This is a genomic window from Stenotrophomonas sp. STK16_22 (assembly GCF_051984505.1).
GTDB classification, from domain to species: domain Bacteria; phylum Pseudomonadota; class Gammaproteobacteria; order Xanthomonadales; family Xanthomonadaceae; genus Stenotrophomonas; species Stenotrophomonas maltophilia_A.
Window position 1 is genome coordinate 3,285,050 of the sequence record NZ_CP196972.1, and the last position, 23,797, is coordinate 3,308,846.

Sequence of the window (23,797 nt, forward strand, 5' to 3'; positions counted from 1 at the left end):
CGACCGGAGGTCGATTATTCGGCGCTGGCGGCTTCGCCTTCTTCAACGGCCTTCATCGACAGGCGGATACGGCCCTGCTTGTCGACTTCCAGCACCTTGACCTTGACCACATCGCCTTCCTTCAGCACGTCGCCGACCTTCTCGACGCGATCGCTGGAGATCTGCGACACGTGGACCAGACCGTCCTTGCCCGGCAGGATCGTGACGAACGCACCGAAGTCCATGATCTTGGCGACCTTGCCTTCGTAGATGCGGCCCGGCTCGACGTCCGAGGTGATCTGCTCGATGCGGGCCTTGGCGGCCTGGGCAGCGATGGCATTGACCGAAGCGATGACGATGGTGCCGTCGTCCTGGATGTCGATCTGGGTGCCGGTTTCCTTGGTGATGGCCTGGATGGTCGAGCCACCCTTGCCGATCACTTCGCGGATCTTGTCCGGGTGGATCTTGATGGTCAGCAGGCGCGGCGCGTAGTCCGACAGCTCTTCACGCGGAGCGGTCAGGCCGTGGGCCATTTCGCCCAGGATGTGCAGACGGCCAGCCTTGGCCTGCTGCAGGGCCTGCTTCATGATCTCTTCGGTGATGCCTTCGATCTTGATGTCCATCTGCAGGGCGGAGATGCCCTCAGCGGTACCGGCCACCTTGAAGTCCATGTCGCCCAGGTGATCTTCGTCACCCAGGATGTCGGACAGGACGACGAAACGCTCGCCTTCCTTGACCAGACCCATGGCGATACCGGCAACCGGCGCCTTCACCGGCACGCCGGCGTCCATCAGGGCCAGCGACGAACCGCAGACCGATGCCATCGACGAGGAACCGTTCGACTCGGTGATTTCCGAGACGACGCGGATGGTGTACGGGAAGGCTTCCAGCGACGGCATGACAGCCAGCACGCCGCGCTTGGCCAGGCGACCGTGGCCGATTTCGCGGCGCTTCGGGCCCATCATGCGGCCGCACTCACCCACCGAGAACGGGGGGAAGTTGTAGTGGAACAGGAAGTTTTCCTTGTACTCACCGGCAACGGCGTCGATGACCTGGCCGTCACGGGCGGTGCCCAGGGTGATGGTCACGATGGCCTGGGTTTCGCCACGGGTGAACAGCGAGGAACCGTGGGTACGCGGCAGCACGCCGGTCTTCACGGCGATCGGGCGGACGGTGTCCAGCGCACGGCCGTCGATACGGACCTTGGTGTCCAGCACCGAGTCACGCATGGTGCGGTATTCCAGCTCGCCGAATTCCTTCGACAGCTCGGCCGGGTTCCAGCCTTCGGCGGCCACGCGGCCAGCCAGGGTTTCGAACACGTCCTTCTTGATTGCCGAGATGGCGTCGCGGCGCTGCAGCTTGTCACGCACCTGGAAGGCTTCGCCCAGGCGCGGGCCGATGGCTTCCTTCAGGGCGGAGATCAGCGCGTCGTTCTTGGCCGGGGCTTCCCAGGTCGACGGCTTGGTGCCGGCTTCGACGGTCAGCTCGTTGATCGCGTTGATGACCTTCTGCATTTCGCGGTGACCGAAGGTCACGGCGCCCAGCATCACTTCTTCGGACAGCAGCGCGGCTTCGGATTCAACCATCAGCACGGCGTTGGAGGTACCGGCGACGACCAGTTCCAGCTGCGAGTCAGCCAGTTCGCTGACGGTCGGGTTCAGGATGTACTCGCCGTTCTTGTAACCGACCTTGGCAGCGCCGATCGGACCCATGAACGGGGTACCGGCCAGGGCCAGGGCAGCGGAGGCACCGATCAGGGCCGGGATGTCGCCGTCCACGTCCGGGTTCAACGACATGACCGTGGCGATGATCTGCACTTCGTTCTTGTAGTCTTCCGGGAACAGCGGACGGATCGGACGGTCGATCAGACGCGAGATCAGGGTTTCCTTCTCGGTCGCACGGCCTTCACGCTTGAAGAAACCACCCGGGATACGGCCGCCGGCGTAGAACTTTTCCTGATAATCGACGGTCAGCGGGAAGAAGTCCTGGCCTTCGCGCGCGCTCTTGGCGGCGACGGCGGTGACCAGCAGTACGGTGTCGTCCATCTTGACGATGACGGCGCCGCTGGCCTGACGGGCGACTTCGCCGGTCTCAAGCGTGACGGTGTGCTTGCCGTACTGGAAGGTTTTGGTGATTTTTGCCACGGAGGGTGTCCTTGGGGATGCTGTCTGCGAATTTGGACCGTCGGCGACCCTTGCCGCCAGCGGGTGGCCGGATCGTTCCGGCCCGAATCGGGGATTGCGGTACTACAAAACAAAACCGCGGCGCATCGCTGCGCCGCGGGGGATTCGTTGCTTAGCGACGCAGGCCAAGCTTCTCGATCAGGGCCTTGTAGCGCTCGACGTCCTTCTTCTTCAGGTAGTCGAGCAGGCTGCGACGGCGGTTGACCATCTGCAGCAGGCCGCGGCGGCTGTGGTGATCCTTCTTGTGGGTCTTGAAGTGGCCGGTCAGCAGTTCGATGCGGGCGGTCAGCAGCGCAACCTGGACTTCCGGGGAGCCGGTGTCAGCCGAGCTGCGCTTGTTGTCTTCAATGACCTTCTGGGTGTCGATCGACATTTCATTTTCTCTGTGATGCGTGGCCGGCAGGAACGCGCTTCGCGCACCGCCAGGCTCGCCGTGGACTACGAGGATGAAACCTGCGCCAGGCAGGCTGCCGGAAAACGGCCGCGAAATTGTAACGGTCGGGGGCTTCCGGGACAAGGACCGGGGCTGAACCGCCCGGGCCCGGTCAGAGGTTGAAACGACGCTGCGGGGCCAGCAGGCCGCTTTCGTCGACCTGGCCCAGGCCCTGGACAGCGTCGTCCGGACCAAACACCGCCACCAGGCCACGCGGCCAGGACAGATCGCGCTGGCGCTGGCCGACGCAGAAGCGGTGGGCCTGGTCGGCATCCAGGTCGACCCGCGGGTACTCGGCCAGGCCGGCCGCCAGCGGCAGCAGCAGCGCGTCCATGCCCGCCTCGTCACCCGCCTCGACCATCGCCCGCAGCTGGTCCAGGGTGACCATCACCGGCTCACGGAACGGCTCGACCCAGAGCCGACGCAGTGCGCTGATGTGGGCACCACAGCCCAGCGCCTCGCCCAGGTCGCGGGCCAGGCTGCGGATGTAGGTGCCGGAGCCGCAGGTGACGCGCAGCCGCAACCGTTCCGGCTGCTGCTCCAGCACCTCGATGGCATGTACCTGCACCTCGCGTTCGGGCGCTTCGATGACATCGCCGCGGCGGGCCTTCACATACAGCGGCTCACCGCCCTGCTTCAGCGCCGAATAGATCGGGGCACGCTGGCGGATGTTGCCGGTCAGCGCCGCCAGTGCGGCCTGCAGCGCTTCGGCACTGATGGCCGGCACCGGGCGCTGCAGCAGCACCTGGCCTTCGGCATCGTCGGTATCGGTGGTCTGGCCCAGAACGATCCCGGCGTCGTAGGCCTTGGCCGAGCCGAGCAGCAGGCCGGCGATCTTGGTTGCCTCGCCGAAGCACAGCGGCAGCAGGCCGGTGGCCAGCGGGTCAAGGCTGCCGGTGTGCCCCCCTTTCTCGGCGCGGAACAGGCGGCGGGCTACCTGCAGGGCGGCGTTGGAACTCATGCCGGTCGACTTGTCGAGCAGCAGGATGCCATCCAGGCGGCGGAACTGAATTCGGGTCATGGCAGAATTTTGTAGGGTCGAGCCATGCTCGACTGCCGCAGCGCGGTCTGCATCAGACATCGCGCAGCCGGAATGCAACAACGCCGGGCATGCCCGGCGCCACGCGGTTATTCTTCGTCGCTCTCGCGACGCTTCTCCGCGGCCAGCGTATCGGGCAGGTCGCGCAGGATGTTGTCGATGTGCTCACCACGGTCGACCGAGTCGTCGTAGTGGAAATGCAGCTCCGGCACGTGGCGCAGCTTCATCGCGCGCGCCAGGTCCATGCGCAGGCGGTAGCCCAGCTCCTTCAGGCCGGCCACGGCTTCGGCCGAACGTTCCGGCATCAGCGCGGTGACGAACACCTTGGCATGGGCCATGTCGCGGGTGATTTCCACGTCGGACACGCTCACCGAGGGCAACCCATGCTCGCGCACGGCGTTGTGCACCAGGGTGCCGAGTTCACGGCGCAGCTGGGCGGAGACACGGTCGGTTCGATGGAAAGTCTTGGGCACGAGGAGCTCTTGGTTCAGTTGTCGCCCGACCAAGGGTCGGGCGCTACCTTTGATTCGATTGTCGCCCGACCAACGGTCGGGCGCTACAGGTCCATGGTGGGGCCCGACCGTTGGTCGGGCCACCTTGCAGCATTACAGGGTGCGCGGCACTTCGATACGCTCGAAGCACTCGATCTGGTCACCCGGCTTGACGTCGTTGTAGGCCTTCACCGCGATACCGCACTCGGTACCGTTGCGGACTTCCTCGACGTTCTCCTTGAAGCGACGCAGCGATTCCAGCTCGCCCTCGAAGATCACCACGCTGTCGCGCAGCACGCGGATCGGCTTGTTGCGCCTGACCACGCCCTCGATGACCATCGAGCCGGCAACGGCGCCCAGCTTGGAGCTGCGGAACACGTCGCGGACCTCGGCGATACCGATGATCTCTTCGCGGATTTCCACGCCCAGCAGACCGGAGGCCACCTGCTTCACCTGATCGATCACGTCATAGATGATCGAGAAGTAGCGCAGGTCCACGCCGTTGGATTCGATGATGCGACGGGCCGAAGCGTCCGCACGCACGTTGAAGCCGATGACGGTGGCCTTCGAAGCGGCCGCCGAGTTGGCGTCCGATTCGGTGATGCCGCCCACGCCGGAGTGGATCACGTTGATGCGGATGTCTTCGTTGGACAGCGCCACCAGCGCCTGGCTGAGGGCCTGCACCGAACCCTGCACGTCGGCCTTGATGACCAGGTTGAGGACCTGCTGGCCCTCGCCCTTGCCCAGGGTCGCCATGATGTCTTCCATGCGGCTGCCGGCGGTGGCGACCAGACGCGATTCACGGCGCTTGGTCTCACGCTGCTGGGCAACGTCCTTGGCCAGGCGCTCGTCCTCGACCACCACGAAGTCGTCACCGGCTTCCGGCACGCCGGACAGGCCCAGGACCTGCACCGGGATGGACGGGCCGGCGAACTCCGGCTGCTTGCCGGTTTCGTCGAACAGCGCACGCACGCGGCCGTACTGGATGCCGCACACCAGGTAGTCGCCCTTCTTCAGGCGGCCCTGCTGCACCAGCACGGTAGCGACCGGGCCGCGGCCCTTGTCCAGCGACGATTCGATCACCACGCCCGAGGCGCGGCCTTCGTCGACGGCCTTCAGTTCCAGCAGTTCGGCCTGGATCGAGATGGCGTCCAGCAGATCGTCGATGCCCAGGCCGGTCTTGGCCGAGATCTCCACCATCTGGGTGTCACCACCGAAATCTTCGGCCACGACCTGCTCGGACAGCAGTTCGTTCTTGACCCGCATCGGGTCGGCGTCGGACTTGTCGATCTTGTTGATCGCCACGATCAGCGGCACACCCGCCGAACGGGCGTGCTGGATCGCTTCCTTGGTCTGCGGCATGACGCCGTCATCGGCGGCCACGACCAGCACCACGATATCGGTCAGCTTGGCGCCGCGGGCACGCATCGAGGTGAAGGCAGCATGGCCCGGGGTATCCAGGAAGCTGATCACGCCCTTCGGCGTATCAACGTGGTAAGCACCGATGTGCTGGGTGATGCCGCCGGCTTCGCCGGTGGCGACCTTGGTGCGGCGGATGTAATCCAGCAGCGAGGTCTTGCCGTGGTCGACGTGGCCCATGATGGTGACCACCGGCGGACGCTGGGTGGCTTCGCCCTGGTTTTCACCGGTCGAGGCCAGCAGTGCGTCTTCGGCGTCGTTGTCGTTGGCACGGATCGCCTTGTGGCCGAGTTCTTCGGTCACCAGCGCGGCGGTGTCGTGGTCGATGGACTGGGTGATGGTGGCCATCACGCCCATCTTGAACAGCGCCTTGACCACCTCGCCGCCCTTCAGCGCGAGCTTCTGCGCCAGGTCGGCCACGGTGATCGTGTCGCCGATCGCCACTTCACGCACCACCGGTGCGGTCGGACGCTCGAAGGCGTGCGGGCCGGCATTGTTGCCACCGCGCGACATGTCGCGACGGCCACCGGCCTGGTTGCGGCCGCCCGGCCGACCACGGGTGTTGCTGTTGTTGCTGTTGCCACGACGCGCACGGTCAGCAGCCGACAGGTGCATCTGGCCGGCGAAACGGTCGCCCGGGCCGCGCTCGTTGCGCGGCGCGCTGCGGTTGTTGCGGTCGTCGTTGCGCGGCGGCGGCGGTGCACTGCGCGGCGCAGCCGGAGCGGCGGCCGGCGTGCGCGGCGGACGCGGCGCGGTTTCATCGATCGGAGCGCGCTTGGGCTTGCTGGCCGCCAGTGCCTCGGCAGCCTTGGCGGCGGCCGCAGCTTCCTCGGCAGCCTTCTTCTCGGCCTCTGCGCGCTCCTTGGCCGCAATCTCTTCCTCACGGGCACGGACGATGGCTTCGTCGCGCAGACGATCCTTCTCGGCCAGGGCCTGCTGTTCGGCGAGGTTGCGGGCGCGCGACTCTTCCAGCTTGCGCAGGATGTCGGCGCGCTCTTCGTCCGGCGTCATGGCGCGCGCACCATCCTTGACGTAGGTGCGCTTCTGGCGCACCTCGACATTCACGGTCGTCTTGCTGCGACCGGAATTGACCGTCACTTCCTGCTGCTTCCGGCGGTTGAGCGTGATCTTCTTTGCAGACTGATCGCTCTCTTCCGGGGCCTGCTCGGGCTTGCCGTGCGAACGACGAAGGAAGCCCAGGAGCTTCACCTTCTCGGAGCTGGTCACGACCTGGTCGGGACCGCTGAACTTCATGCCGGCACCGGCCAGCTGTTCCAGCAGTTTTTCGACCGGCGTGTTGACCAGTTCGGCAAGCTTGCGGATGGTGGTTTGCTGCGACATTCGGATCCTATGATCTTGTGGGCGCCCCCCCGCATCTGGAGGTGGCGCGGATTCTACGCCCTGAGCGGCTCAGGGCCCTGTTCATTGCCGGCTCATTCGCCGCGTTCCAGTCGGGCGATCTCTTCGGCACGGGCGGCCAGGATCAGCGCAGCGGCGCGCGCCTGATCCAGTCCTTCGATGCCGAAGTCCATGACCTCGTCGGCGGCCAGGTCGGACAGGTCCTCGCTGGTACGCACGCCGTGGCCGGCCAGCGCATATGCGGTGGCTTCGTCCATGCCCTTCAGGGACAGCAGGTCCTGCGCCGGCTGGCCGTCTTCAAGGCCTTCTTCGACTGCCAGGGCCTCATTGAGCAGCGCATCGCGGGCACGAGCGCGCAGCTCTTCGACGATGTCTTCGTCGAAACCTTCCACGGCCAGCAGTTCGCCGACCGGGACATACGCGATTTCCTCGACAGTGCCGAAGCCTTCGCTGACCAGGATGCCGGCGATTTCCTCGTCCACTTCCAGCTTGTCCATGAACAGCTGGCGGGCCGAAGCCTGCTCGGCCTCCGACTTGGCGGTGACCTGGTCCTGGGTCATCACGTTGAGCTGCCAGCCGGTCAGGCGGCTGGCCAGGCGCACGTTCTGGCCGCCCTTGCCGATCGCCTGGGCCAGGCGGTCTTCGGCAACGGCCAGGTCCATCGAGTGCTTGTCTTCATCGACGATGATCGACTGCACTTCGGCCGGCGCCATCGCGTTGATGACGAAGTTGGCCGGGTTGTCGTTCCACAGCACGATGTCCACGCGCTCGCCATTGAGCTCGTTGGACACGGCCTGCACGCGCGAACCGCGCATGCCGATGCAGGCACCGATCGGATCGGTGCGCTGGTCGTGGGCGAGCACGGCGATCTTGGCGCGGTCGCCCGGATCACGTGCGCAGGCCTTGATTTCCACCAGGCCCTGGCCGACTTCCGGCACTTCCAGCTTGAACAGCTCGATCATGAATTCCGGGGCGGCGCGGCTGATGAACAGCTGCGGGCCACGGGGTTCCGAACGGACTTCGGCCAGGTAGCCGCGCACGCGGTCACCGGCGCGCAGCACGTCGCGCGGAATGCCCTTGTCCTTCGGAATGAAGCCTTCGGCATTGCCACCGAGGTCGACATAGATGTTGCCGCGCTCGGCGCGCTTGACCACACCGGTGATCAGTTCGCCGACGCGATCCTTCCACGCATCCACGACCTGCTGGCGCTCGGCTTCGCGCACGCGCTGGACGATGACCTGCTTGGCGGCCTGGGCGGCGATGCGGCCGAAGTCCGGGTTCTCGATCTGCTCTTCGATGTAGTCGCCGACGTCCACGCCTTCGGCTTCGTCGACGGCGTCCATCAGGCGGATCTGGCGGTCCGGCGATTCCATGACCACGTCGTCGGCCACCACTTCCCAGCGGCGGAAGGTTTCGTAGCTGCCATCCTTGTGGTCGATGACCACGCGGGTCAGCACTTCCTCGTCGGGATAGCGCTTCTTCGCTGCCGAGGCCAGGGCGGCCTCGATGGCATCGAAGATCACTTCACGCGGCACGCCCTTCTCGTTGGCGACCGCGTCGACTACCAGCAACAGTTCCTTGCTCATTGGCTCACTCCGCGCGCGGCTTCTTTGCCGCCGGCTCGTTGGAAGAAGAATTCGTGTTCGGCTTCGGACGCTTCGGCGCCGGACCGGTCGGCTTGCTCGGGGCCAGCCCCAGCGCCACCCAGTCGGGCATGATCCGTGCCTTGTCGATGTTGTCGGCCGACACCACCACTTCGGTCTTGTCGACGATGAAGGTGATGGTGCCTGCGGCCTCGTCGGTTGCCTCGATACGGCCCTGCAGGCGACGACGGTTGTCCTGCGGCAGCTTCAGCGTGACCTTGGCCGATTCACCCTGGTGGCGAGCGAACTGCTCCAGGTTGAACAGCGGGCGATCCACGCCCGGCGAGGACACTTCCAGCGTGTAATTGCCGCTGATCGGGTCTTCGACGTCCAGCTGCGCCGACACTTCGCGGCTGACCCGCTCGCAGTCGTCGACATTGATGATGCGCTCGGGCTGTTCAGCCAGCGGCACGTCGATGTAAAGGCGCAGGGTCGCACCGCCGGGGGCCGGCAGATACTCAACGCCCAGCAGCTCCAGGCCCAGCGACACAACGGTCGGGGCGAGCAGATTCGCGATGTCGGTTGCCTTGTCGCTCACAGCCTGCCTTGATCTCTTGGTTGGGTGCCGGCCTTGGCCGGCGTGAAAACATGACGCCCCGGAAACGACAAAGGGCCCGCTGGGCCCCTTTTCCGGAAAGACTCCGGTGACTGGATTCCGGTTGCAACCTGCAGTGCCTGCCGGTTGCGGCCCTCCTTCCGGGTCCGGACTCCCGCCGGGAGGCCGCCTTCAGGGGTACTGCTAGGCCACTGATGATAGCGGCTGCACCGCGCTGGTGCAAGGTGCGGACCTGGGGTCAGCTCCCTTTCCCGCGGAAAAGGGAGCTGACCCCGATCACGCAGAAACGACGCAGCCGCCCAAAGAAAAACGCCTTCGAAGCAGGACTTCGAAGGCGATCTCTTTACTTGGTAGCGGGGGCAGGATTTGAACCTGCGACCTTCGGGTTATGAGCCCGACGAGCTGCCAGACTGCTCCACCCCGCATCAGAAGCGGAATTATGAGCGTTGGCTCCAAAAAATGCAAGCTTTCCCTCATTCATCAAACCGGTTGGCGCCGATCTGAAGTTGGTAGCGGGGGCAGGATTTGAACCTGCGACCTTCGGGTTATGAGCCCGACGAGCTGCCAGACTGCTCCACCCCGCACCGGAAGTGTTTGAACTGCTGCCCTACTCTCTTTCGAGGAGGGCTACCGCAACGATGTTCTGGCTGAACCGCTGCAGTGACAACTCAGGCTGCGCATATTACACGAATCGCGCAGCTTTGTGTCAACTTTTATGCAAGATGCGCAAATGCCTGCTGGCACCAGACCATGATCGGGTTCCAGGCCAGGCCCAGCGCCAGCAGCGCCAGCGCGTTCACGCCCAGCACCAGGCCCAGCACGCGGTCGTTGCTGCGCGGCATGGCCTCGCCCACCGGCTCATCGAAGTACATGACCTTGATGACGCGCAGGTAGTAGAAGCAGCCGACCACGGCACATAGCACGCCGAGGATGGCCAGCCACAGCAGGCCCCCGTTGACGGCCGCGCCCAGCACCGCCAGCTTGGTCCAGAAGCCCAGGAACGGCGGGATGCCGGCCAGCGACGCCATGATGCACAGCACCAGGCCGGCCATCCACGGGTTGCGGGCATTGAGGCCCTTGAAGTCTTCGATGTTCTCGGCTTCGAAGCCGGCACGCGACAGCGCGATGATCGCGCCGAAGGCGGCGGTGGACATGATGGCGTAGGCCAGTGCGTAGAACAGCGCGGCGGCATAGCCCTGCGCGCCACCACCGGCGATGCCCATCAGCAGGAAGCCGATGTGCGAGACGGTGGAGAATGCCAGCATGCGCTTGAGGTTGCTCTGCGCGATGGCCATCAGGTTGCCGATGACCAGCGAGACCGCGGCCAGGCCGGCGATCAGCAGCTGCAGCTCAGTCGACAGCGGACCCACGCCCATTTCCAGCAGGCGGTAGGCCATGCCGAAGGCGGCCAGCTTCGGCGCCGAGCTGATGAACAGTGCGATCGGTGCCGGGGCACCCTGGTACACGTCCGGCAGCCACATGTGGAACGGTGCGGCACCCAGCTTGAAGGCGACGCCGGCGATCATGAACACCGCACCGGTGATCAGCAGCACGCGCTCTTCCGAATGCGGGATGGCGTCACGGATGATGTCCAGGTGCAGGCTGCCGGTGGCGCCGTAGATCAGCGACATGCCGTACAGCAGCAGGCCCGAGGCCAGCGAACCCAGCACGATGTACTTCATCGCCGCTTCCGAGGCCAGACCGTTCTCACGGTTGCTGGCAACCAGTGCGTAGGAGCACAGCGCCAGCAGTTCCAGGCCCAGGTAGACCATCAGCAGGCTGCCGGCCGAGACCAGGATCATCATGCCGGCGGTGCCGAACAGGATCAGCACCGGGATCTCGCCCTGGAACAGGTTGCGGTCACGCAGGTAGCGCCAGCCGTAGACCAGGGTCAGGCCGCTGAGCAGCACGATCCCGGTCTTCATCACGTCCGCGGCGGTATCGCGCACGAACATGCCATGGAAGACCTCGCCCTGCCCGCCCACGCCGGTGGCCAGCATGAACAGCACCACGGCCAGCGCAGCGAGCGAGAACAGGTGGGTGACGATCTTGTTCCGGTTGCTGACGAACAGGTCGAGGATCATCAGGGCGAAGGCGCTGCCGATCAGCACCAGCTCGGGAGCGAGCGGTGGCAGGTCAGCGGCGGTCAATGGCAGCAGCGGCGAGGTGGTCATCATCAAATCCTGGAATTACAGCAGCTTGCTGGATGCGATCTGCATCGCCAGCTTCGCGATCGAGGGCTCCATCAGGTCGGTCAGCGGCTTGGGGTAGATGCCCAGGGCCAGCACGCCGATGGCGAACACGCCCAGCACCAGCCATTCGCGGCCGTTGATGTCCTTCAGTTCGGCCACGTGGCTGTTGGCCACTTCGCCGAAGAAGATGCGCTTGTACAGCCACAGGGTGTAGGCGGCGCCGATGATCAGAGTGGTGGCCGCGCCCAGTGCGATCCACGGATTACGCTGGAAGGCCGACAGGATGACCATGAACTCGCCGACGAAACCGCTGGTGCCCGGCAGGCCCGCATTGGCCATGAAGAACAGCATGGCGAAGGTGGCGAACCACGGCATCACGTTGACCACGCCGCCGTAATCGGCGATGCGGCGGCTGTGCATGCGGTCGTACAGCACGCCGACACAGGAGAACATCGCACCGGACACGAAGCCGTGCGAGATCATCTGCACCATGGCGCCCTGCAGGCCCAGGCGGGCAGCATCGGCGTTGCCGGCTTCACGCACCAGCCACAGGGCGATGAAGGTGCCCAGGGTGACGAAGCCCATGTGCGCGATCGACGAATAGGCGATCAGCTTCTTCATGTCGTCCTGCACCAGGGCGACCAGGCCGACGTAGATCACCGCGATCAGCGACAGCGCGATCACCAGCCAGGCCCATTCCTGCGACGCGTCCGGGACGATCGGCAGGTTGAAGCGCAGGAAGCCGTAGCCACCGATCTTCAGGGCGATGGCGGCCAGGATCACCGAACCGGCGGTCGGCGCTTCCACGTGGGCGTCCGGCAGCCAGGTGTGGACCGGGAACATCGGCACCTTGACCGCGAAGGCGATCAGGAAGGCAAAGAAGATCCAGGTCTGTTCCTTGGCCGACAGCGGCAGCGCGTACAGGTCGGCCAGCTGGAAGCTGCCGCCCTTCATGTACAGGTAGATCAGCGCCACCAGCATCAGCACCGAGCCGAGGAAGGTGTACAGGAAGAACTTCAATGCTGCGTAGATGCGGCGCGGGCCACCCCAGACACCGATGATCAGGAACATCGGGATCAGCATGGCTTCGAAGAACACGTAGAACAGCATCGCGTCCGTCGCGGCGAAGATGCCGACGGTGACGCCTTCTAGGATCAGGAAGGCCGCCACGTACTGGTTGACGCGCTTGTCGATGGCGCTCCAGGCGCCGATCAGGGCAAGCACGCTGACCAGGGTGGTCAGCAGGATCAGCGCCACGGCAATGCCGTCCACGCCCAGGTTGTAGCCGATCTTGTACGCCGGGATCCAGGCATGGGTCTCGACGAACTGCAGGCCGTCGATGCCCGCGTTGTAGCCGCTCAGCAGCGAGAGGCTTGCAACGAAGGTGAGCACCGCGACGCCCAGCGACGCCCAGCGGGCAGTCTGTGCATCACGGATCGCAAGGATCAGGGCGCCACCGATGATCGGCAGCCAGATGAGGACACTGAGTAGAGGCCAGTTCGACACGTCTTCTTATTCCGTACAGGTCATCAACGCAGGTAATGCATCAGCACGCCCAGCAGGGCAATCAGGCCGATGATCATCGCGAAGGCGTAGTGATAGAGGAAACCGGATTGGGTACGACGCAGCACGCCGGCTGCAACGTCCACAACACGTGCCGAGAGATTGACCACGCCGTCGACGATGTTGCTGTCGATCCAGCGCGAGACCTTGCCCAGCTTGACGCTGCCACCGGCAAAGCCTTCGATCCACAGCTTGTCGAAGCCGTACTTGTTTTCCAGCACCGAAACGATCGGGGCGAAGGTCTTGCGTGCCTTGCCCGAGAGGTCCGGCTTCCACAGGTAGAACAGCGCAGCCAGCAGGAAGCCCGCCAGGGTCAGCCAGAACGGCGGCAGCATCATGCCGTGCAGCGCGAACGCGACCGGGCCATGGAACTCTTCACCCAGGAACGCGACGGTGTTCTTGGCCGGATCGTAGAAGTCGACGATGCCGGTGAAGAACGTCTGCGCCTGGCCCTTGATCGCCTCGTGCGCATGGTTGCCGGCCCAGTCGGTGCCGTGCAGCATCGGACCGATGCTGAAGAAACCGATGGCGATCGACGGGATGGCCAGCAGGATCAGCGGCAGGGTCACCACCCACGGGGTTTCATGCGGTTCATGCGGACCGTGGCCATGGCCGTGGTCGTCATGGGCATCGCCATGGTGGGCATCGGCGGCGTGGTGATCGTCATGGCCGTGGCCATGATCGTCGTGCGCGTCGCGGAAACGCTCCTTGCCGTGGAAGGTCATGAACAGCAGGCGGAAGCTGTAGAAGCTGGTCACCAGCACGCCACCCAGCACTGCCCAGTAGCCATAGGTGGCCACCCAGCTGTTCTGCATGTGGGCGTGGATCTCGGCCGCCTCGATGATGGTGTCCTTCGAGTAGAAGCCGGAGAAGAACGGCGTACCGACCAGGGCCAGGGTACCGATCCACATGGTGACGAAGGTGATCGGCATGTACTTGCGCAGGCCGCCCATCTTGCGCATGTCCTGCTCGTGGTGCATCGCGATGATGACCGAGCCGGCACCCAGGAACAGCAGCGCCTTGAAGAAGGCGTGGGTCATCAGGTGGAACACGGCGGCCGAGTAGGCGGACACGCCCAAGGCAACGGTCATGTAGCCCAGCTGCGACAGCGTGGAGTACGCGACGACGCGCTTGATGTCGTTCTGCACGATGCCGATCAGGCCGGTGAAGAACGCGGTGGTGGCACCGATGAACAGGATGAAGTTCAGCGCGGTCTGCGACAGCTCGAACAGCGGCGACATGCGGGTGACCATGAAGATACCGGCGGTCACCATCGTCGCGGCGTGGATCAGTGCCGAGATCGGGGTCGGGCCTTCCATCGAGTCCGGCAGCCACACGTGCAGCGGGACCTGGGCCGACTTGCCCATGGCACCGATGAACAGGCAGATGCAGATGACGGTGGCGATCGACCAGATCACCGGCTCGTTCAGCAGCTGCATGCCGAACAGGGTGCCGTCCCAGATCTGCAGCTGGGCGCGCGGGTCAGCCAGCATGCCGGCCTGCGAGAACACCTGCGAGTAGTCCAGGGTGCCGAACACCCACAGCACGCCGGCGATACCGAGCAGGAAGCCGAAGTCACCAACGCGGTTGACCAGGAACGCCTTCATGTTGGCGAAGATCGCGGTCGGGCGCTTGAACCAGAAGCCGATCAGCAGGTACGACACCAGGCCCACCGCTTCCCAGCCGAAGAACAGCTGCAGGAAGTTGTTGCTCATCACCAGGGTGAGCATCGAGAAGGTGAACAGCGAGATGTAGCTGAAGAACCGCTGGTAGCCCGGATCGTCCTGCATGTAGCCGATCGTGTAGATGTGGACCAGCAGCGACACGAAGGTCACCACCACCATCATCATCGCGGTCAGCTTGTCGACCATGAAACCGACGTGGGCCGAGTACTGGCCGACTTCGAAGAACGTGTAGATGTTCTGGTTGAACGGCTGCGCACCGCCCCACAGCAGCTGGTAGAGCGTGTACATCGACAGGCCGCAGGCAACCGCGACGCCGAGGATGGTGATGGTCTGCGCGCCGAAGCGCTTGACCTGGCGACCGAACAGGCCGGCGATGATGCTGCCGAACAGCGGTGCAAGCACCACTGCGATCAACAGACTCTTGGAGAGAGTGATTTCCATCTGTGGATCAGCCCTTCAACGAATCGACTTCGCCGACATTGATCGTGCGGCGGGTACGGAACAGGGTCACCAGGATCGCCAGGCCGATGGCGGCTTCCGCGGCGGCGACGGTCAGGATGAAGAACACGAACAGCTGGCCGGACGGATCGCCCAGCTGCCGCGAGAAGCCGACGAAGTTGATGTTCACCGACAGCAGCATCAGTTCGATCGACATCAGCAGGACGATGACGTTCTTCCGGTTGAGGAAGATGCCGGCCAGGCTGATGGCAAACAGCACCGCGCCCAGCGCAAGGATGTGGCCAAGGGTAATCACGGCTGGGTCTCCTCGCCGGCGGCCGGCTTGCTGTTGCTGTGCACGACCGGCGCTTCGGCGCCCATCTTGACCATGCGCAGGCGCTGGCCGGCCTTGACCATGGTCTGCTCACCCGGGTTCTGGCTCTTCACGCCGGTACGGCGGCGCAAGGTCAGCATCACGGCGGCAACCACGGCCACGGTCAGGATGACGGCGGCGAACTCGAACGGCAGCAGGTACTCGGTGAACAGCGTACGCGCCAGCCAGGTGACGTTGGAGCTGTCGGCAGCGACCGCGGCGGCATTGTCGGCCGGGAACGGGTTGACCGCCCTGCCCTTCACGCCGATCAGGATCAGCATCTGCACCAGCATCGCCACGGCAACAATGAGACCGACCGGCAGGTAGCGGACCCAGCCCTCACGCAGCTTGGTGGGGTCGATGTCGAGCATCATCACCACGAACAGGAACAGCACCATCACCGCGCCGACGTAGACCAGCACCAGCGCCACGCCGAGGAACTCGGCGCCGACCAGCAGCCACACGCAGGCAATGGAGAAGAAGGTCAGCACCAGGCAGAGCACGGCGTGAACCGGGTTGCGCACGCTGATCACCGCACCGGCCGAAACCGTTGCCGCGATGGCGAACACCCAGAAAGCGATATTTACCCAATCCATCTCTCGACCTCAGCGGTAAGCGGCATCGGCGGCGCGACGCTCGGCGATCTCGGACTCGAGACGGTCGCCCAGGGCCAGCAGCTGCGGCTTGGTAACGATGTTTTCGCCACGATTCTCGAAGTGATACTCGAGGATGTGGGTTTCGACGATCGAGTCCACCGGGCAGCTTTCTTCGCAGAAGCCGCAGAAGATGCACTTGAACAGATCGATGTCATAGCGCGTGGTACGGCGGGTGCCGTCTTCGCGCTTGGCCGAGTCGATGGTGATGGCCAATGCAGGGCACACCGCTTCGCACAGCTTGCAGGCGATGCAGCGCTCTTCACCGTTGGGGTAACGGCGCAGGGCGTGCAGGCCACGGAAGCGCGGCGACTGCGGGAACTTCTCCATCGGGTACATCATCGTGTACTTGGGCTTGAAGCTGTACTTCAGCGTCAGCCAAAGGCCGCCCAGCAGTTCGAGCAGCAGCAGGCTCTTGAAGTAATGGGTAATCCTGTTCATCACTTAGACGCCCTTTTGAATCACGCCGAAGAACACCATGACGGCGGTAACCGCGATCCACAGAATGGCCAGCGGGATGAAGACCTTCCAGCCCAGGCGCATGATCTGGTCATAGCGGAAGCGCGGGAAGCTGGCACGGAACCAGATGTAGGCACTGGCGAAGAAGAACACCTTGACGAACAGCCACGGTGCACCGCCCTTCCAGATCCAGTCGACCAGCGGCGAGACGTCGCCGAAGTTGACCCAGCCCTGGATGGGGCTCAGCCAGCCGCCGAGGAAGAAGATCGAGATCAGGAAGCTGATCAGGATCATGTTGGCGTATTCGGCCAGGAAGAACAGCGCGAACGCACCGCCCGAGTACTCGACCATATGGCCAGCGACGATTTCCGATTCACCTTCCACCACGTCGAACGGCGCGCGGTTGGTTTCGGCAACGCCCGACACCCAGTAGATGACGAACAGCGGGAACAGCGGCAGCAGGAACCAGTCGAAGAAACCGGAATTGCCAGCCTGCGCCATCACGATGTTGCTCAGGTTCAGGCTGCCCGACGCGATCATCACGCCGACCAGGGCGAAGCCCATGGCGATTTCGTAGCTGATCATCTGCGCCGAGGCGCGCATCGCACCCAGGAACGCATACTTCGAGTTGGATGCCCAACCGGCCAGGATGATGCCGTAGATGCCCAGCGAGGTCATCGCCAGCAGGTACAGCAGGCCGGCGTTGGCGTTGGACAGCACGATCTGCGAATCGAAGGGGACCACCGACCAGGCCGCGAAGGCCGGAGCCAGGGTGATCAGCGGGGCCAGCAGGTAGATCGCCTTGTTGGCGCTGCTCGGCTGGACCACTTCCTTGAACAGCAGCTTGAAGACGTCGGCGAAGGCCTGGAAGATGCCCATGCCCACGTACATCGGGCCGTGGCGGACGTGCATCCAGCCGATCAGCTTGCGTTCCCAGACCACGTAGAAGGCCACCGAGATGATCACCGGAACGGTGATCACCAGGATCTTCAGGATGATCCAGATCAGCGCGCCGATGTCACCAAGGCCAAGCAGCCACTGGTGCAGCGGATCGACCGCGTTCAACAGCAATTCGTTCATGCAGCCACCACCGTTACGCGAGCGGCACCCAGCGGCGCGGTCGCGCCGTGGCCCGATTCAATCCAGACCGAACCCGCAGCGACGCGGGCGTCGATCACCACCGGCAGGGTGGCCTTGCCGGCATCGGTGCCGACCTTGGCCATCTGCCCTTCCTGCAGCTGCAGGCGAGCGGCATCTTCAGCGTTCAGCACGATGCGCGGGGCGTTGTTGAGCGGATGCGACTGCAGCGCCGGGGCGCGACGGACCACCGCATCGGTGCGGTAGATCGCGGCGGTCGAAGCCACTTCCAGGCCTTCGCCGGCAACCACCGGCTGTGCCGAGGCGGCAACGGCGACCGACACCGGGGCCAGGCTGGCGCGCAGGCCGGCCAGGTCGGTGAAGTCGAAACCGGCTGCCGCCAGCTCACCGCCCAGGGCGCGCAGCACGCGCCAGCCCTCACGGGCCTCGCCCGGCAGCTTGCCGCCGGCACGCGCCGACTGCTCGCGACCATCGAGGTTGGTCAGGGTGGCGTCGATTTCCGGCAGCGCACCGATCGGCAGGATCACGTCGGCAACGTCGCGGGTGGAGACGCATGCGAACTGGCTGAAGGCCACCACCTTGGCGCCGACCAGCGCCTTGCGCGCGGCGGGGGCGTCGGCGAAGTCCAGACCCGGCTCCAGGCCGTACACCACGTAGGCCTGGCGCGGCTGCGCCAGCATTGCGGCGACGTCCTTGCCGGCCGGCAGCACGCCTGCGCGGGTCAGGCCAACGGCGTTGGCACCCTGCGGGATGCGGCACAGCTTGGCACCGGTCGCAGCGGCGAAGTCACGCGCGGCGGCGCGGATCGCGGCAGCCTGCGGATGGTTTTCGGCGATGCCACCAACGATCAGCACGGTGTTGTTGCCGCCCTGCACGGCCGAACGCAGCTCGGCGTTGGCCAGCGCGTCGACGAACTTCGACGGTGCAACGATCTGCTTGCCGGCAATGCTGAAGGCGAAGTCGAAGTCCACCGGATTGACGACGTGGATCTTCGCGCCCTTGGTGGTCTGCGCCTTGCGCAGGCGGGCGTGCAGCAGCGGCAGTTCGTGGCGGATGTTGCTGCCCAGAACGACGATGCGGTCGGCGCCTTCGATCTCGGCCAGCGGCAGGCCGAACACTTCGGCGGTTGCGGCGTCGGAGAAATCGCGGTTGTTGATGCGGTGGTCGATGTTGCTCGAGCCCAGGCCCTTGGCCAGGCGGGCCAGCAGCGCGCCTTCCTCGTTCGAGGTGGACGGATGCACCAGCACGCCCAGGTTGTCGCCCTGGTTGGCCTTGAGGATCTCGACGGCCGCGGCCAGGCCTTCGGCCCAGCTCACTTCCTTCCACTCGCCATTGACCTTGCGCAGCGGCTTGACCGCACGGTCTTCGCTGTACAGGCCCTGGTGCGAGTAGCGGTCACGGTCGGACAGCCAGCACTCGTTCACCGCTTCGTTGTCGCGCGGCACGGTGCGCAGCACTTCGCCGCGACGCACGTGCAGGAACAGGTTCGAACCCATCGCGTCGTGGTAGCCCAGCGACTCGCGCGCGGTCAGTTCCCACGGGCGGGCGCGGAACTGGAACACCTTGTTGGTCAGTGCGCCGACCGGGCAGACGTCGACGACATTGCCGGACAGCTCGGTGGTCAGCGGCTTACCGTCGAAGGTACCGATCTGCAGGTTCTCACCGCGGTACATGCCACCCAGCTCGTAGGTACCGGCAACGTCGGCGGTGAAGCGGACGCAGCGGGTGCACTGGATGCAGCGGGTCATCTCGGTGGCTACCAGCGGGCCCATGTCCTCGTCCGGCACCACGCGCTTGCGCTCGTTGAAGCGGCTGACCGAACGGCCATAGCCCAGCGACACGTCCTGCAGCTCGCACTCGCCGCCCTGATCGCAGATCGGGCAGTCCAGCGGGTGGTTGATGAGCAGGAACTCCATCACCGAGCGCTGGAACTTCAGTGCCTTCTCGCTGCGGGTGGCGACCTTCATGCCATCCATCACCGGGGTGGCGCAGGCCGGCGCCGGCTTCGGCGACTTTTCCACGTCCACCAGGCACATGCGGCAGTTGGCGGCGATCGGCAGCTTCTCGTGGTAGCAGAAGCGCGGAATCGAAATGCCGGCCTTGTCGGCCGCCTGGATGATCATCGAACCCTTGGGCACGACCAGCGACTTGCCATCGATTTCGATGGTCACGTGGTCCGGTGGCACGTTCGGGTTTACGGGTTGCGCGCTCATGCGGCGGCTGCCTCCACCTTCTTGCCGTCAACCATCGAATGACCGTTGACGATGTAGTACTCGAATTCGTCCCAGAACTGGCGCAGGAAGCCCTGGATGGGCCATGCAGCCGCTTCACCGAACGCACAGATGGTGTGGCCTTCGATCTGGCCGGCCACCGCCTTCAGCTGGTGCAGGTCTTCCATCGTGGCCTTGCCGGCGACGATGCGCTCCAGCACGCGGTGCATCCAGCCGGTGCCTTCACGGCACGGGGTGCACTGGCCGCACGATTCCTTGTGGAAGAACTGGCTGATGCGGCAGGCGAACTTGACGCAGCAGACGCTGTCGTCCAGCACCACGATCGCACCCGAACCCAGGCCGGAGCCCAGCGCACGGATGGTGTCGTAGTCCATCGGCAGATCCTTCAGCTCGGCCGCGGTCAGTACCGGCATCGACACGCCGCCCGGGATCGCGCCCTTGAGGGTACGGCCCGGACGCAGGCCACCGGCCATTTCCAGCAGGTCGTGGAATTTGGTGCCCAGCGGCACTTCGAAGTTACCGCCGTTCTGCACGCAGCCGGACACCGAGAAGCACTTCGGGCCGCCATTGGCGGTCAGGCTCAGGCCCTTGAACCACTCCGGACCGTTGCGGATGATCGCCGGCACCGAACCGTAGGTTTCGGTGTTGTTGATCGTCGACGGCTTGCCGTACAGGCCGAAGTTGGCCGGGAACGGCGGCTTGTAGCGCGGCTGGCCCTTCTTGCCTTCCAGCGATTCCATCAGCGCGGTTTCTTCGCCGCAGATGTACGCGCCGGCGCCCAGCGCACCGTAAATGTCGATGTCCACGCCCGAGCCCATCACGTTCTTGCCCAGCCAGCCATTTGCATAGGCGTCGGCCAGGGCCTGCTCGAAGTGCTCGAACGGCTCGTGGTGGAACTCACCGCGCAGGTAGTTGTAACCCACGGTCGAACCGGTGGCGTAGCAGGCGATCGCCATGCCTTCCACCACCGAATGCGGGTTGTAGCGCAGGATGTCGCGATCCTTGCAGGTGCCCGGCTCGGATTCGTCCGAGTTGCAGAGGATGTACTTCTGCATGTTGCCCTTGGGCATGAAGGACCACTTCAGGCCGGTCGGGAAGCCTGCGCCACCGCGGCCACGCAGGCCCGAGGCCTTGACCATCTCGATGACCTGCTCCGGCGGGATCTTCTCTTCGAGGATCTTGCGCAGGGCGGCGTAGCCACCGGTCTTCAGGTAGCTTTCGTACGACCACGGGATGTCGTAATGCAGGGTGGTGTAGACCACCTGGTGCGGCAGCGGCGCGGGGCCGACCGGACCCTTGGATTCGTGGTGATGTGCCATGCCCTTACTCCAGCCCGTCCAGCAGCTCGTCGACCTTTTCCAGGGTCAGACGCTCATGGTAGTGACCGTTGATGACCATCATCGGCGCGCCACCGCAGCCGGCCAGGCACTCTTCCTCGCGCTTGAGGTAGACGCGGCCGTCCGGGGTCGATTCACCGTGCTTGATGCCCAGCTTCTTCTCGCAATGGCGGACGATGTCCTCGGCGCCATTGAGCCAGCAGCTGATGTTGGTGCAGATGGCCACGTTGTTGCGGCCCACCTTCTCGGTCTCGAACATCGAGTAGAAGCTGGCGACCTCGTAGGCCCACACCGGCGGCAGGTCCAGGTACTTGGCCACGCCGGCGATCAGTTCGTCGGTCAGCCAGCCCTCGTTCTGCTCCTGGGCCGCATGCAGGCCCTGCAGCACGGCAGAGCGCTTGCGGTCCGGCGGGAACTTGGACAGCCAGTGATCGATGTGAGCGCGGGTCTTGTCGCTCAGCACCACCATCGGGTCGACGTCGCGCGCCGCCTCGAAATTACCTGTCGCCTTCATCGGCCGACCTCAGCGAAATGCATAACGTGAAATTCCAGAAACTGCGGCGCCGGCTTGCGCCGGCTGCCTGCAGCGGGCGTTGGCGTGGCGGACGGCATTACCGGTCAACCTCGCCGAACACCAGGTCGTAGGTACCGATCATCGCCACCACGTCGGCCAGCATGTGGCCGCGCACGACCGAATCGATCGAGGACAGGTGGGCGAAGCCCGGCGCACGCAGGTGCACGCGGAACGGCTTGTTGGCGCCATCGGAGACCAGGTAGCAGCCGAATTCGCCCTTCGGGGCTTCCACCGCCGAGTAGGTCTCGCCGGCCGGCACGCAGTAGCCCTCGCTGAACAGCTTGAAGTGGTGGATCAGCGCTTCCATGTCGTCCTTCATGTCCTCGCGCCTGGGCGGAGCAACCTTGAAGTTCTTCACCATCACCGGGCCGGGGTTGGCCTTCAGCCACGCCACGCACTGCTTGATGATGCGGTTGGACTCGCGCATTTCGGCAACGCGGACCAGGTAGCGGTCGTAGCAGTCGCCTTCCTTGCCCAGCGGGATGTCGAAATCGACGGCATCGTACTTGGCATACGGACGCTTCTTGCGAAGGTCCCAGGCAATGCCCGAGCCACGCAGCATCACGCCGGTCATGCCCCACTGGTGGGCCAGTTCCGGAGTGACCACGCCGATGCCGACGGTACGCTGCTTCCAGATACGGTTGTCGGTCAGCAGGGTTTCGTATTCGTCGATGCGCTTGGGGAACTCGACGGTGAAGTTCTCCAGGAAGTCCAGCAGCGAGCCTTCGCGCGAAGCATTGAGCTGCTTCAGCGCCTTGCCCTTGTGCCAGCGCGATTCCTTGTACTTCGGCATGTGGTCCGGCAGGTCGCGGTAGACACCGCCCGGACGGTAGTACGCCGCGTGCATGCGCGCGCCGGAGACCGCTTCATAGCAGTCCATCAGCTCTTCGCGCTCGCGGAAGGCGTACAGCATCACCGCCATCGCACCCAGGTCGAGCGCGTTGGAACCCAGCCACATCAGGTGGTTGAGGATGCGGGTGATTTCGTCGTACATGGTGCGGATGTACTGCGCACGCTCCGGCGCTTCGATGCCCATCAGGGTCTCGATCGCGCGCACGTAGGCGTGCTCGTTGCACATCATCGACACGTAATCCAGGCGATCCATGTAGCCGATCGACTGGTTGAACGGCTTGGACTCGGCCAGCTTTTCGGTACCACGGTGCAGCAGACCCACGTGCGGGTCGGCGCGCATGATGGTTTCGCCGTCCATTTCCAGGATCAGGCGCAGCACACCGTGCGCGGCCGGATGCTGCGGGCCGAAGTTCATGGTGTAGTTGCGGATTTCCTGCCGGCTTTCGGCGGCGTTGCTGGCGAAGGCTTCGCCGGCCTGGTGTACGTGGCTCACTTCACTGCCTCCTGCGCGCGCTCACCTTCTGCGGTCTGCAGACGGGCGTCGTCGCGGATCACGCGCGGCACGCCGACACGCGGCTCCACCGAGGTGACCGGTTCGTAGATCACGCGCTTCTTTTCTTCGTCGTAGCGGACTTCGACATTGCCGATCAGCGGGAAGTCCTTGCGGAACGGATGGCCGACGAAACCGTAGTCGGTCAGGATCCGGCGCAGGTCCGGGTGGCCTTCGAAGATCACGCCGTACAGGTCGAACGCTTCGCGCTCGAACCAGTTCAGGCCCGGCCAGATGCCGGTCAGCGAGGACACCACTGGCAGCGCTTCGTCAGGGGCGAAGCAGCGCAGGTGCATCATCAGGTTGTGCTGGTACGAACGCAGCTGGGCGACCACGGCGAAACGCTGGGTCGGCATGTGCTGCGGGCGGGCACCGTCGGCGCCGTTTTCCTCGGTGGGGAACTCGCCCCACGCGAAACGGCCCTGGGCCTTGCCTTCGACGCCACGGCTGAAGCCCTGCGAGGACACGTCGGCGGTGTCCCATTCGTCGGAGCCATAACCGAGGTAGTCGACGCCGCAGAGATCCACGGCCTGCTCGAAACCAAACTCGTCACGCAGCGCCAGGGCGGTGGCGTGCCACTCGGCGGCAGGCACTTCCAGCGTCACTTCGCCGCGGGGTTCGACCACGATGACCTTCGCACCTGCGAAACGTGCGGAGAGTCGGTCGATGAAGGATGCTTGCTCTGCCATG

19 protein-coding genes and 2 tRNA genes are annotated in these 23,797 nt (G+C 64.8%); all 21 read right to left on the minus strand.

Annotation, left to right across the window (positions count from 1 at the left end; translation table 11 throughout):
• Nucleotides 1–14: 14 nt before the first annotated feature.
• Complete coding sequence (gene pnp, locus ACSYAO_RS15445) at nt 15–2,123, minus strand: polyribonucleotide nucleotidyltransferase (RefSeq protein ID WP_134951918.1); 2,109 nt, start codon at nt 2,121–2,123, stop codon at nt 15–17.
• A 151-nt stretch (nt 2,124–2,274) separates the two neighbouring features.
• A complete protein-coding gene (gene rpsO, locus ACSYAO_RS15450) occupies nt 2,275–2,535 on the minus strand; it encodes a 30S ribosomal protein S15 (RefSeq protein ID WP_005410445.1) in 261 nt (86 codons plus the stop codon).
• Nucleotides 2,536–2,707: 172 nt separating this feature from the next.
• Nucleotides 2,708–3,616, minus strand: a complete 909-nt coding sequence (gene truB / locus ACSYAO_RS15455; RefSeq protein WP_049462111.1) for a tRNA pseudouridine(55) synthase TruB — start codon at nt 3,614–3,616, stop codon at nt 2,708–2,710.
• Between the two features lie 107 nt (nt 3,617–3,723).
• Nucleotides 3,724–4,107 carry a 30S ribosome-binding factor RbfA gene (gene rbfA, locus ACSYAO_RS15460; protein ID WP_005410447.1) on the minus strand — a complete coding sequence of 128 codons (384 nt, stop codon included), beginning with the start codon at nt 4,105–4,107 and terminating at the stop codon, nt 3,724–3,726.
• A gap of 132 nt (nt 4,108–4,239) precedes the next feature.
• Nucleotides 4,240–6,885 (minus strand): translation initiation factor IF-2, encoded by a 2,646-nt coding sequence (infB, locus tag ACSYAO_RS15465; RefSeq protein WP_149909458.1) that lies wholly within the window; start codon nt 6,883–6,885, stop codon nt 4,240–4,242.
• A gap of 92 nt (nt 6,886–6,977) precedes the next feature.
• Complete coding sequence (gene nusA, locus ACSYAO_RS15470) at nt 6,978–8,489, minus strand: transcription termination factor NusA (RefSeq protein WP_005410449.1); 1,512 nt, start codon at nt 8,487–8,489, stop codon at nt 6,978–6,980.
• 4 nt (nt 8,490–8,493) lie between these two features.
• Nucleotides 8,494–9,084 carry a ribosome maturation factor RimP gene (rimP, locus tag ACSYAO_RS15475; RefSeq protein ID WP_005410450.1) on the minus strand — a complete coding sequence of 197 codons (591 nt, stop codon included), beginning with the start codon at nt 9,082–9,084 and terminating at the stop codon, nt 8,494–8,496.
• 366 nt (nt 9,085–9,450) lie between these two features.
• Nucleotides 9,451–9,527 (minus strand) — tRNA-Met (locus ACSYAO_RS15480).
• Between the two features lie 82 nt (nt 9,528–9,609).
• Nucleotides 9,610–9,686, minus strand: a tRNA-Met gene (locus ACSYAO_RS15485).
• 129 nt (nt 9,687–9,815) lie between these two features.
• Nucleotides 9,816–11,276: an NADH-quinone oxidoreductase subunit NuoN gene (nuoN, locus tag ACSYAO_RS15490; protein WP_049462729.1), complete on the minus strand. Its 1,461-nt coding sequence runs from the start codon at nt 11,274–11,276 to the stop codon at nt 9,816–9,818.
• 15 nt (nt 11,277–11,291) lie between these two features.
• Nucleotides 11,292–12,800, minus strand: coding sequence for an NADH-quinone oxidoreductase subunit M (locus tag ACSYAO_RS15495; protein WP_005410452.1), 1,509 nt, complete (start codon nt 12,798–12,800; stop codon nt 11,292–11,294).
• A gap of 23 nt (nt 12,801–12,823) precedes the next feature.
• Nucleotides 12,824–14,983, minus strand: a complete 2,160-nt coding sequence (gene nuoL, locus ACSYAO_RS15500) for an NADH-quinone oxidoreductase subunit L (RefSeq protein ID WP_049462728.1) — start codon at nt 14,981–14,983, stop codon at nt 12,824–12,826.
• A 7-nt stretch (nt 14,984–14,990) separates the two neighbouring features.
• Nucleotides 14,991–15,296, minus strand: a complete 306-nt coding sequence (gene nuoK / locus ACSYAO_RS15505) for an NADH-quinone oxidoreductase subunit NuoK (protein WP_005417921.1) — start codon at nt 15,294–15,296, stop codon at nt 14,991–14,993.
• The gene (locus tag ACSYAO_RS15510; protein WP_032128645.1) at nt 15,293–15,949 is read right to left on the minus strand and encodes an NADH-quinone oxidoreductase subunit J; all 657 of its coding nucleotides are present in this window, start codon (nt 15,947–15,949) and stop codon (nt 15,293–15,295) included. Before ACSYAO_RS15510 ends, nuoK begins: the two co-directional genes overlap by 4 nt.
• A gap of 9 nt (nt 15,950–15,958) precedes the next feature.
• Nucleotides 15,959–16,447, minus strand: coding sequence for an NADH-quinone oxidoreductase subunit NuoI (gene nuoI / locus ACSYAO_RS15515; RefSeq protein ID WP_006381128.1), 489 nt, complete (start codon nt 16,445–16,447; stop codon nt 15,959–15,961).
• Nucleotides 16,448–16,450: 3 nt separating this feature from the next.
• Nucleotides 16,451–17,545, minus strand: a complete 1,095-nt coding sequence (gene nuoH / locus ACSYAO_RS15520) for an NADH-quinone oxidoreductase subunit NuoH (RefSeq protein WP_006381129.1) — start codon at nt 17,543–17,545, stop codon at nt 16,451–16,453.
• Nucleotides 17,542–19,776 carry an NADH-quinone oxidoreductase subunit NuoG gene (nuoG, locus tag ACSYAO_RS15525; RefSeq protein ID WP_049462727.1) on the minus strand — a complete coding sequence of 745 codons (2,235 nt, stop codon included), beginning with the start codon at nt 19,774–19,776 and terminating at the stop codon, nt 17,542–17,544. The genes nuoH and nuoG overlap by 4 nt, the downstream gene beginning before the upstream one ends.
• Nucleotides 19,773–21,113, minus strand: a complete 1,341-nt coding sequence (gene nuoF, locus ACSYAO_RS15530; RefSeq protein ID WP_049462726.1) for an NADH-quinone oxidoreductase subunit NuoF — start codon at nt 21,111–21,113, stop codon at nt 19,773–19,775. The genes nuoG and nuoF overlap by 4 nt, the downstream gene beginning before the upstream one ends.
• Before the next feature lie 4 nt (nt 21,114–21,117).
• Entirely contained in the window at nt 21,118–21,645 is a 528-nt protein-coding gene (gene nuoE / locus ACSYAO_RS15535) for an NADH-quinone oxidoreductase subunit NuoE (protein WP_006381132.1), read from the minus strand.
• Between the two features lie 97 nt (nt 21,646–21,742).
• Entirely contained in the window at nt 21,743–23,050 is a 1,308-nt protein-coding gene (locus ACSYAO_RS15540; protein ID WP_005417935.1) for an NADH-quinone oxidoreductase subunit D, read from the minus strand.
• Nucleotides 23,047–23,796, minus strand: coding sequence for an NADH-quinone oxidoreductase subunit C (locus tag ACSYAO_RS15545; protein ID WP_005410462.1), 750 nt, complete (start codon nt 23,794–23,796; stop codon nt 23,047–23,049). Before ACSYAO_RS15545 ends, ACSYAO_RS15540 begins: the two co-directional genes overlap by 4 nt.
• Nucleotide 23,797: the final 1 nt, after the last annotated feature.

Coding starts and splice junctions, on each gene's coding strand:
- infB (WP_149909458.1), bottom strand. CDS start 6,885: ATGTCGCAGCAAACCACCATCCGCAAGCTTGCCGAACTGGTCAACACG.
- nuoG (WP_049462727.1), bottom strand. CDS start 19,776: ATGAGCGCGCAACCCGTAAACCCGAACGTGCCACCGGACCACGTGACC.
- ACSYAO_RS15510 (WP_032128645.1), bottom strand. CDS start 15,949: ATGGATTGGGTAAATATCGCTTTCTGGGTGTTCGCCATCGCGGCAACG.
- nusA (WP_005410449.1), bottom strand. CDS start 8,489: ATGAGCAAGGAACTGTTGCTGGTAGTCGACGCGGTCGCCAACGAGAAG.
- nuoE (WP_006381132.1), bottom strand. CDS start 21,645: ATGAAGGCGACAGGTAATTTCGAGGCGGCGCGCGACGTCGACCCGATG.
- nuoH (WP_006381129.1), bottom strand. CDS start 17,545: ATGAACGAATTGCTGTTGAACGCGGTCGATCCGCTGCACCAGTGGCTG.
- nuoL (WP_049462728.1), bottom strand. CDS start 14,983: ATGGAAATCACTCTCTCCAAGAGTCTGTTGATCGCAGTGGTGCTTGCA.
- nuoN (WP_049462729.1), bottom strand. CDS start 11,276: ATGACCACCTCGCCGCTGCTGCCATTGACCGCCGCTGACCTGCCACCG.
- ACSYAO_RS15545 (WP_005410462.1), bottom strand. CDS start 23,796: ATGGCAGAGCAAGCATCCTTCATCGACCGACTCTCCGCACGTTTCGCA.
- rpsO (WP_005410445.1), bottom strand. CDS start 2,535: ATGTCGATCGACACCCAGAAGGTCATTGAAGACAACAAGCGCAGCTCG.
- nuoF (WP_049462726.1), bottom strand. CDS start 21,113: ATGGCACATCACCACGAATCCAAGGGTCCGGTCGGCCCCGCGCCGCTG.
- truB (WP_049462111.1), bottom strand. CDS start 3,616: ATGACCCGAATTCAGTTCCGCCGCCTGGATGGCATCCTGCTGCTCGAC.
- nuoI (WP_006381128.1), bottom strand. CDS start 16,447: ATGAACAGGATTACCCATTACTTCAAGAGCCTGCTGCTGCTCGAACTG.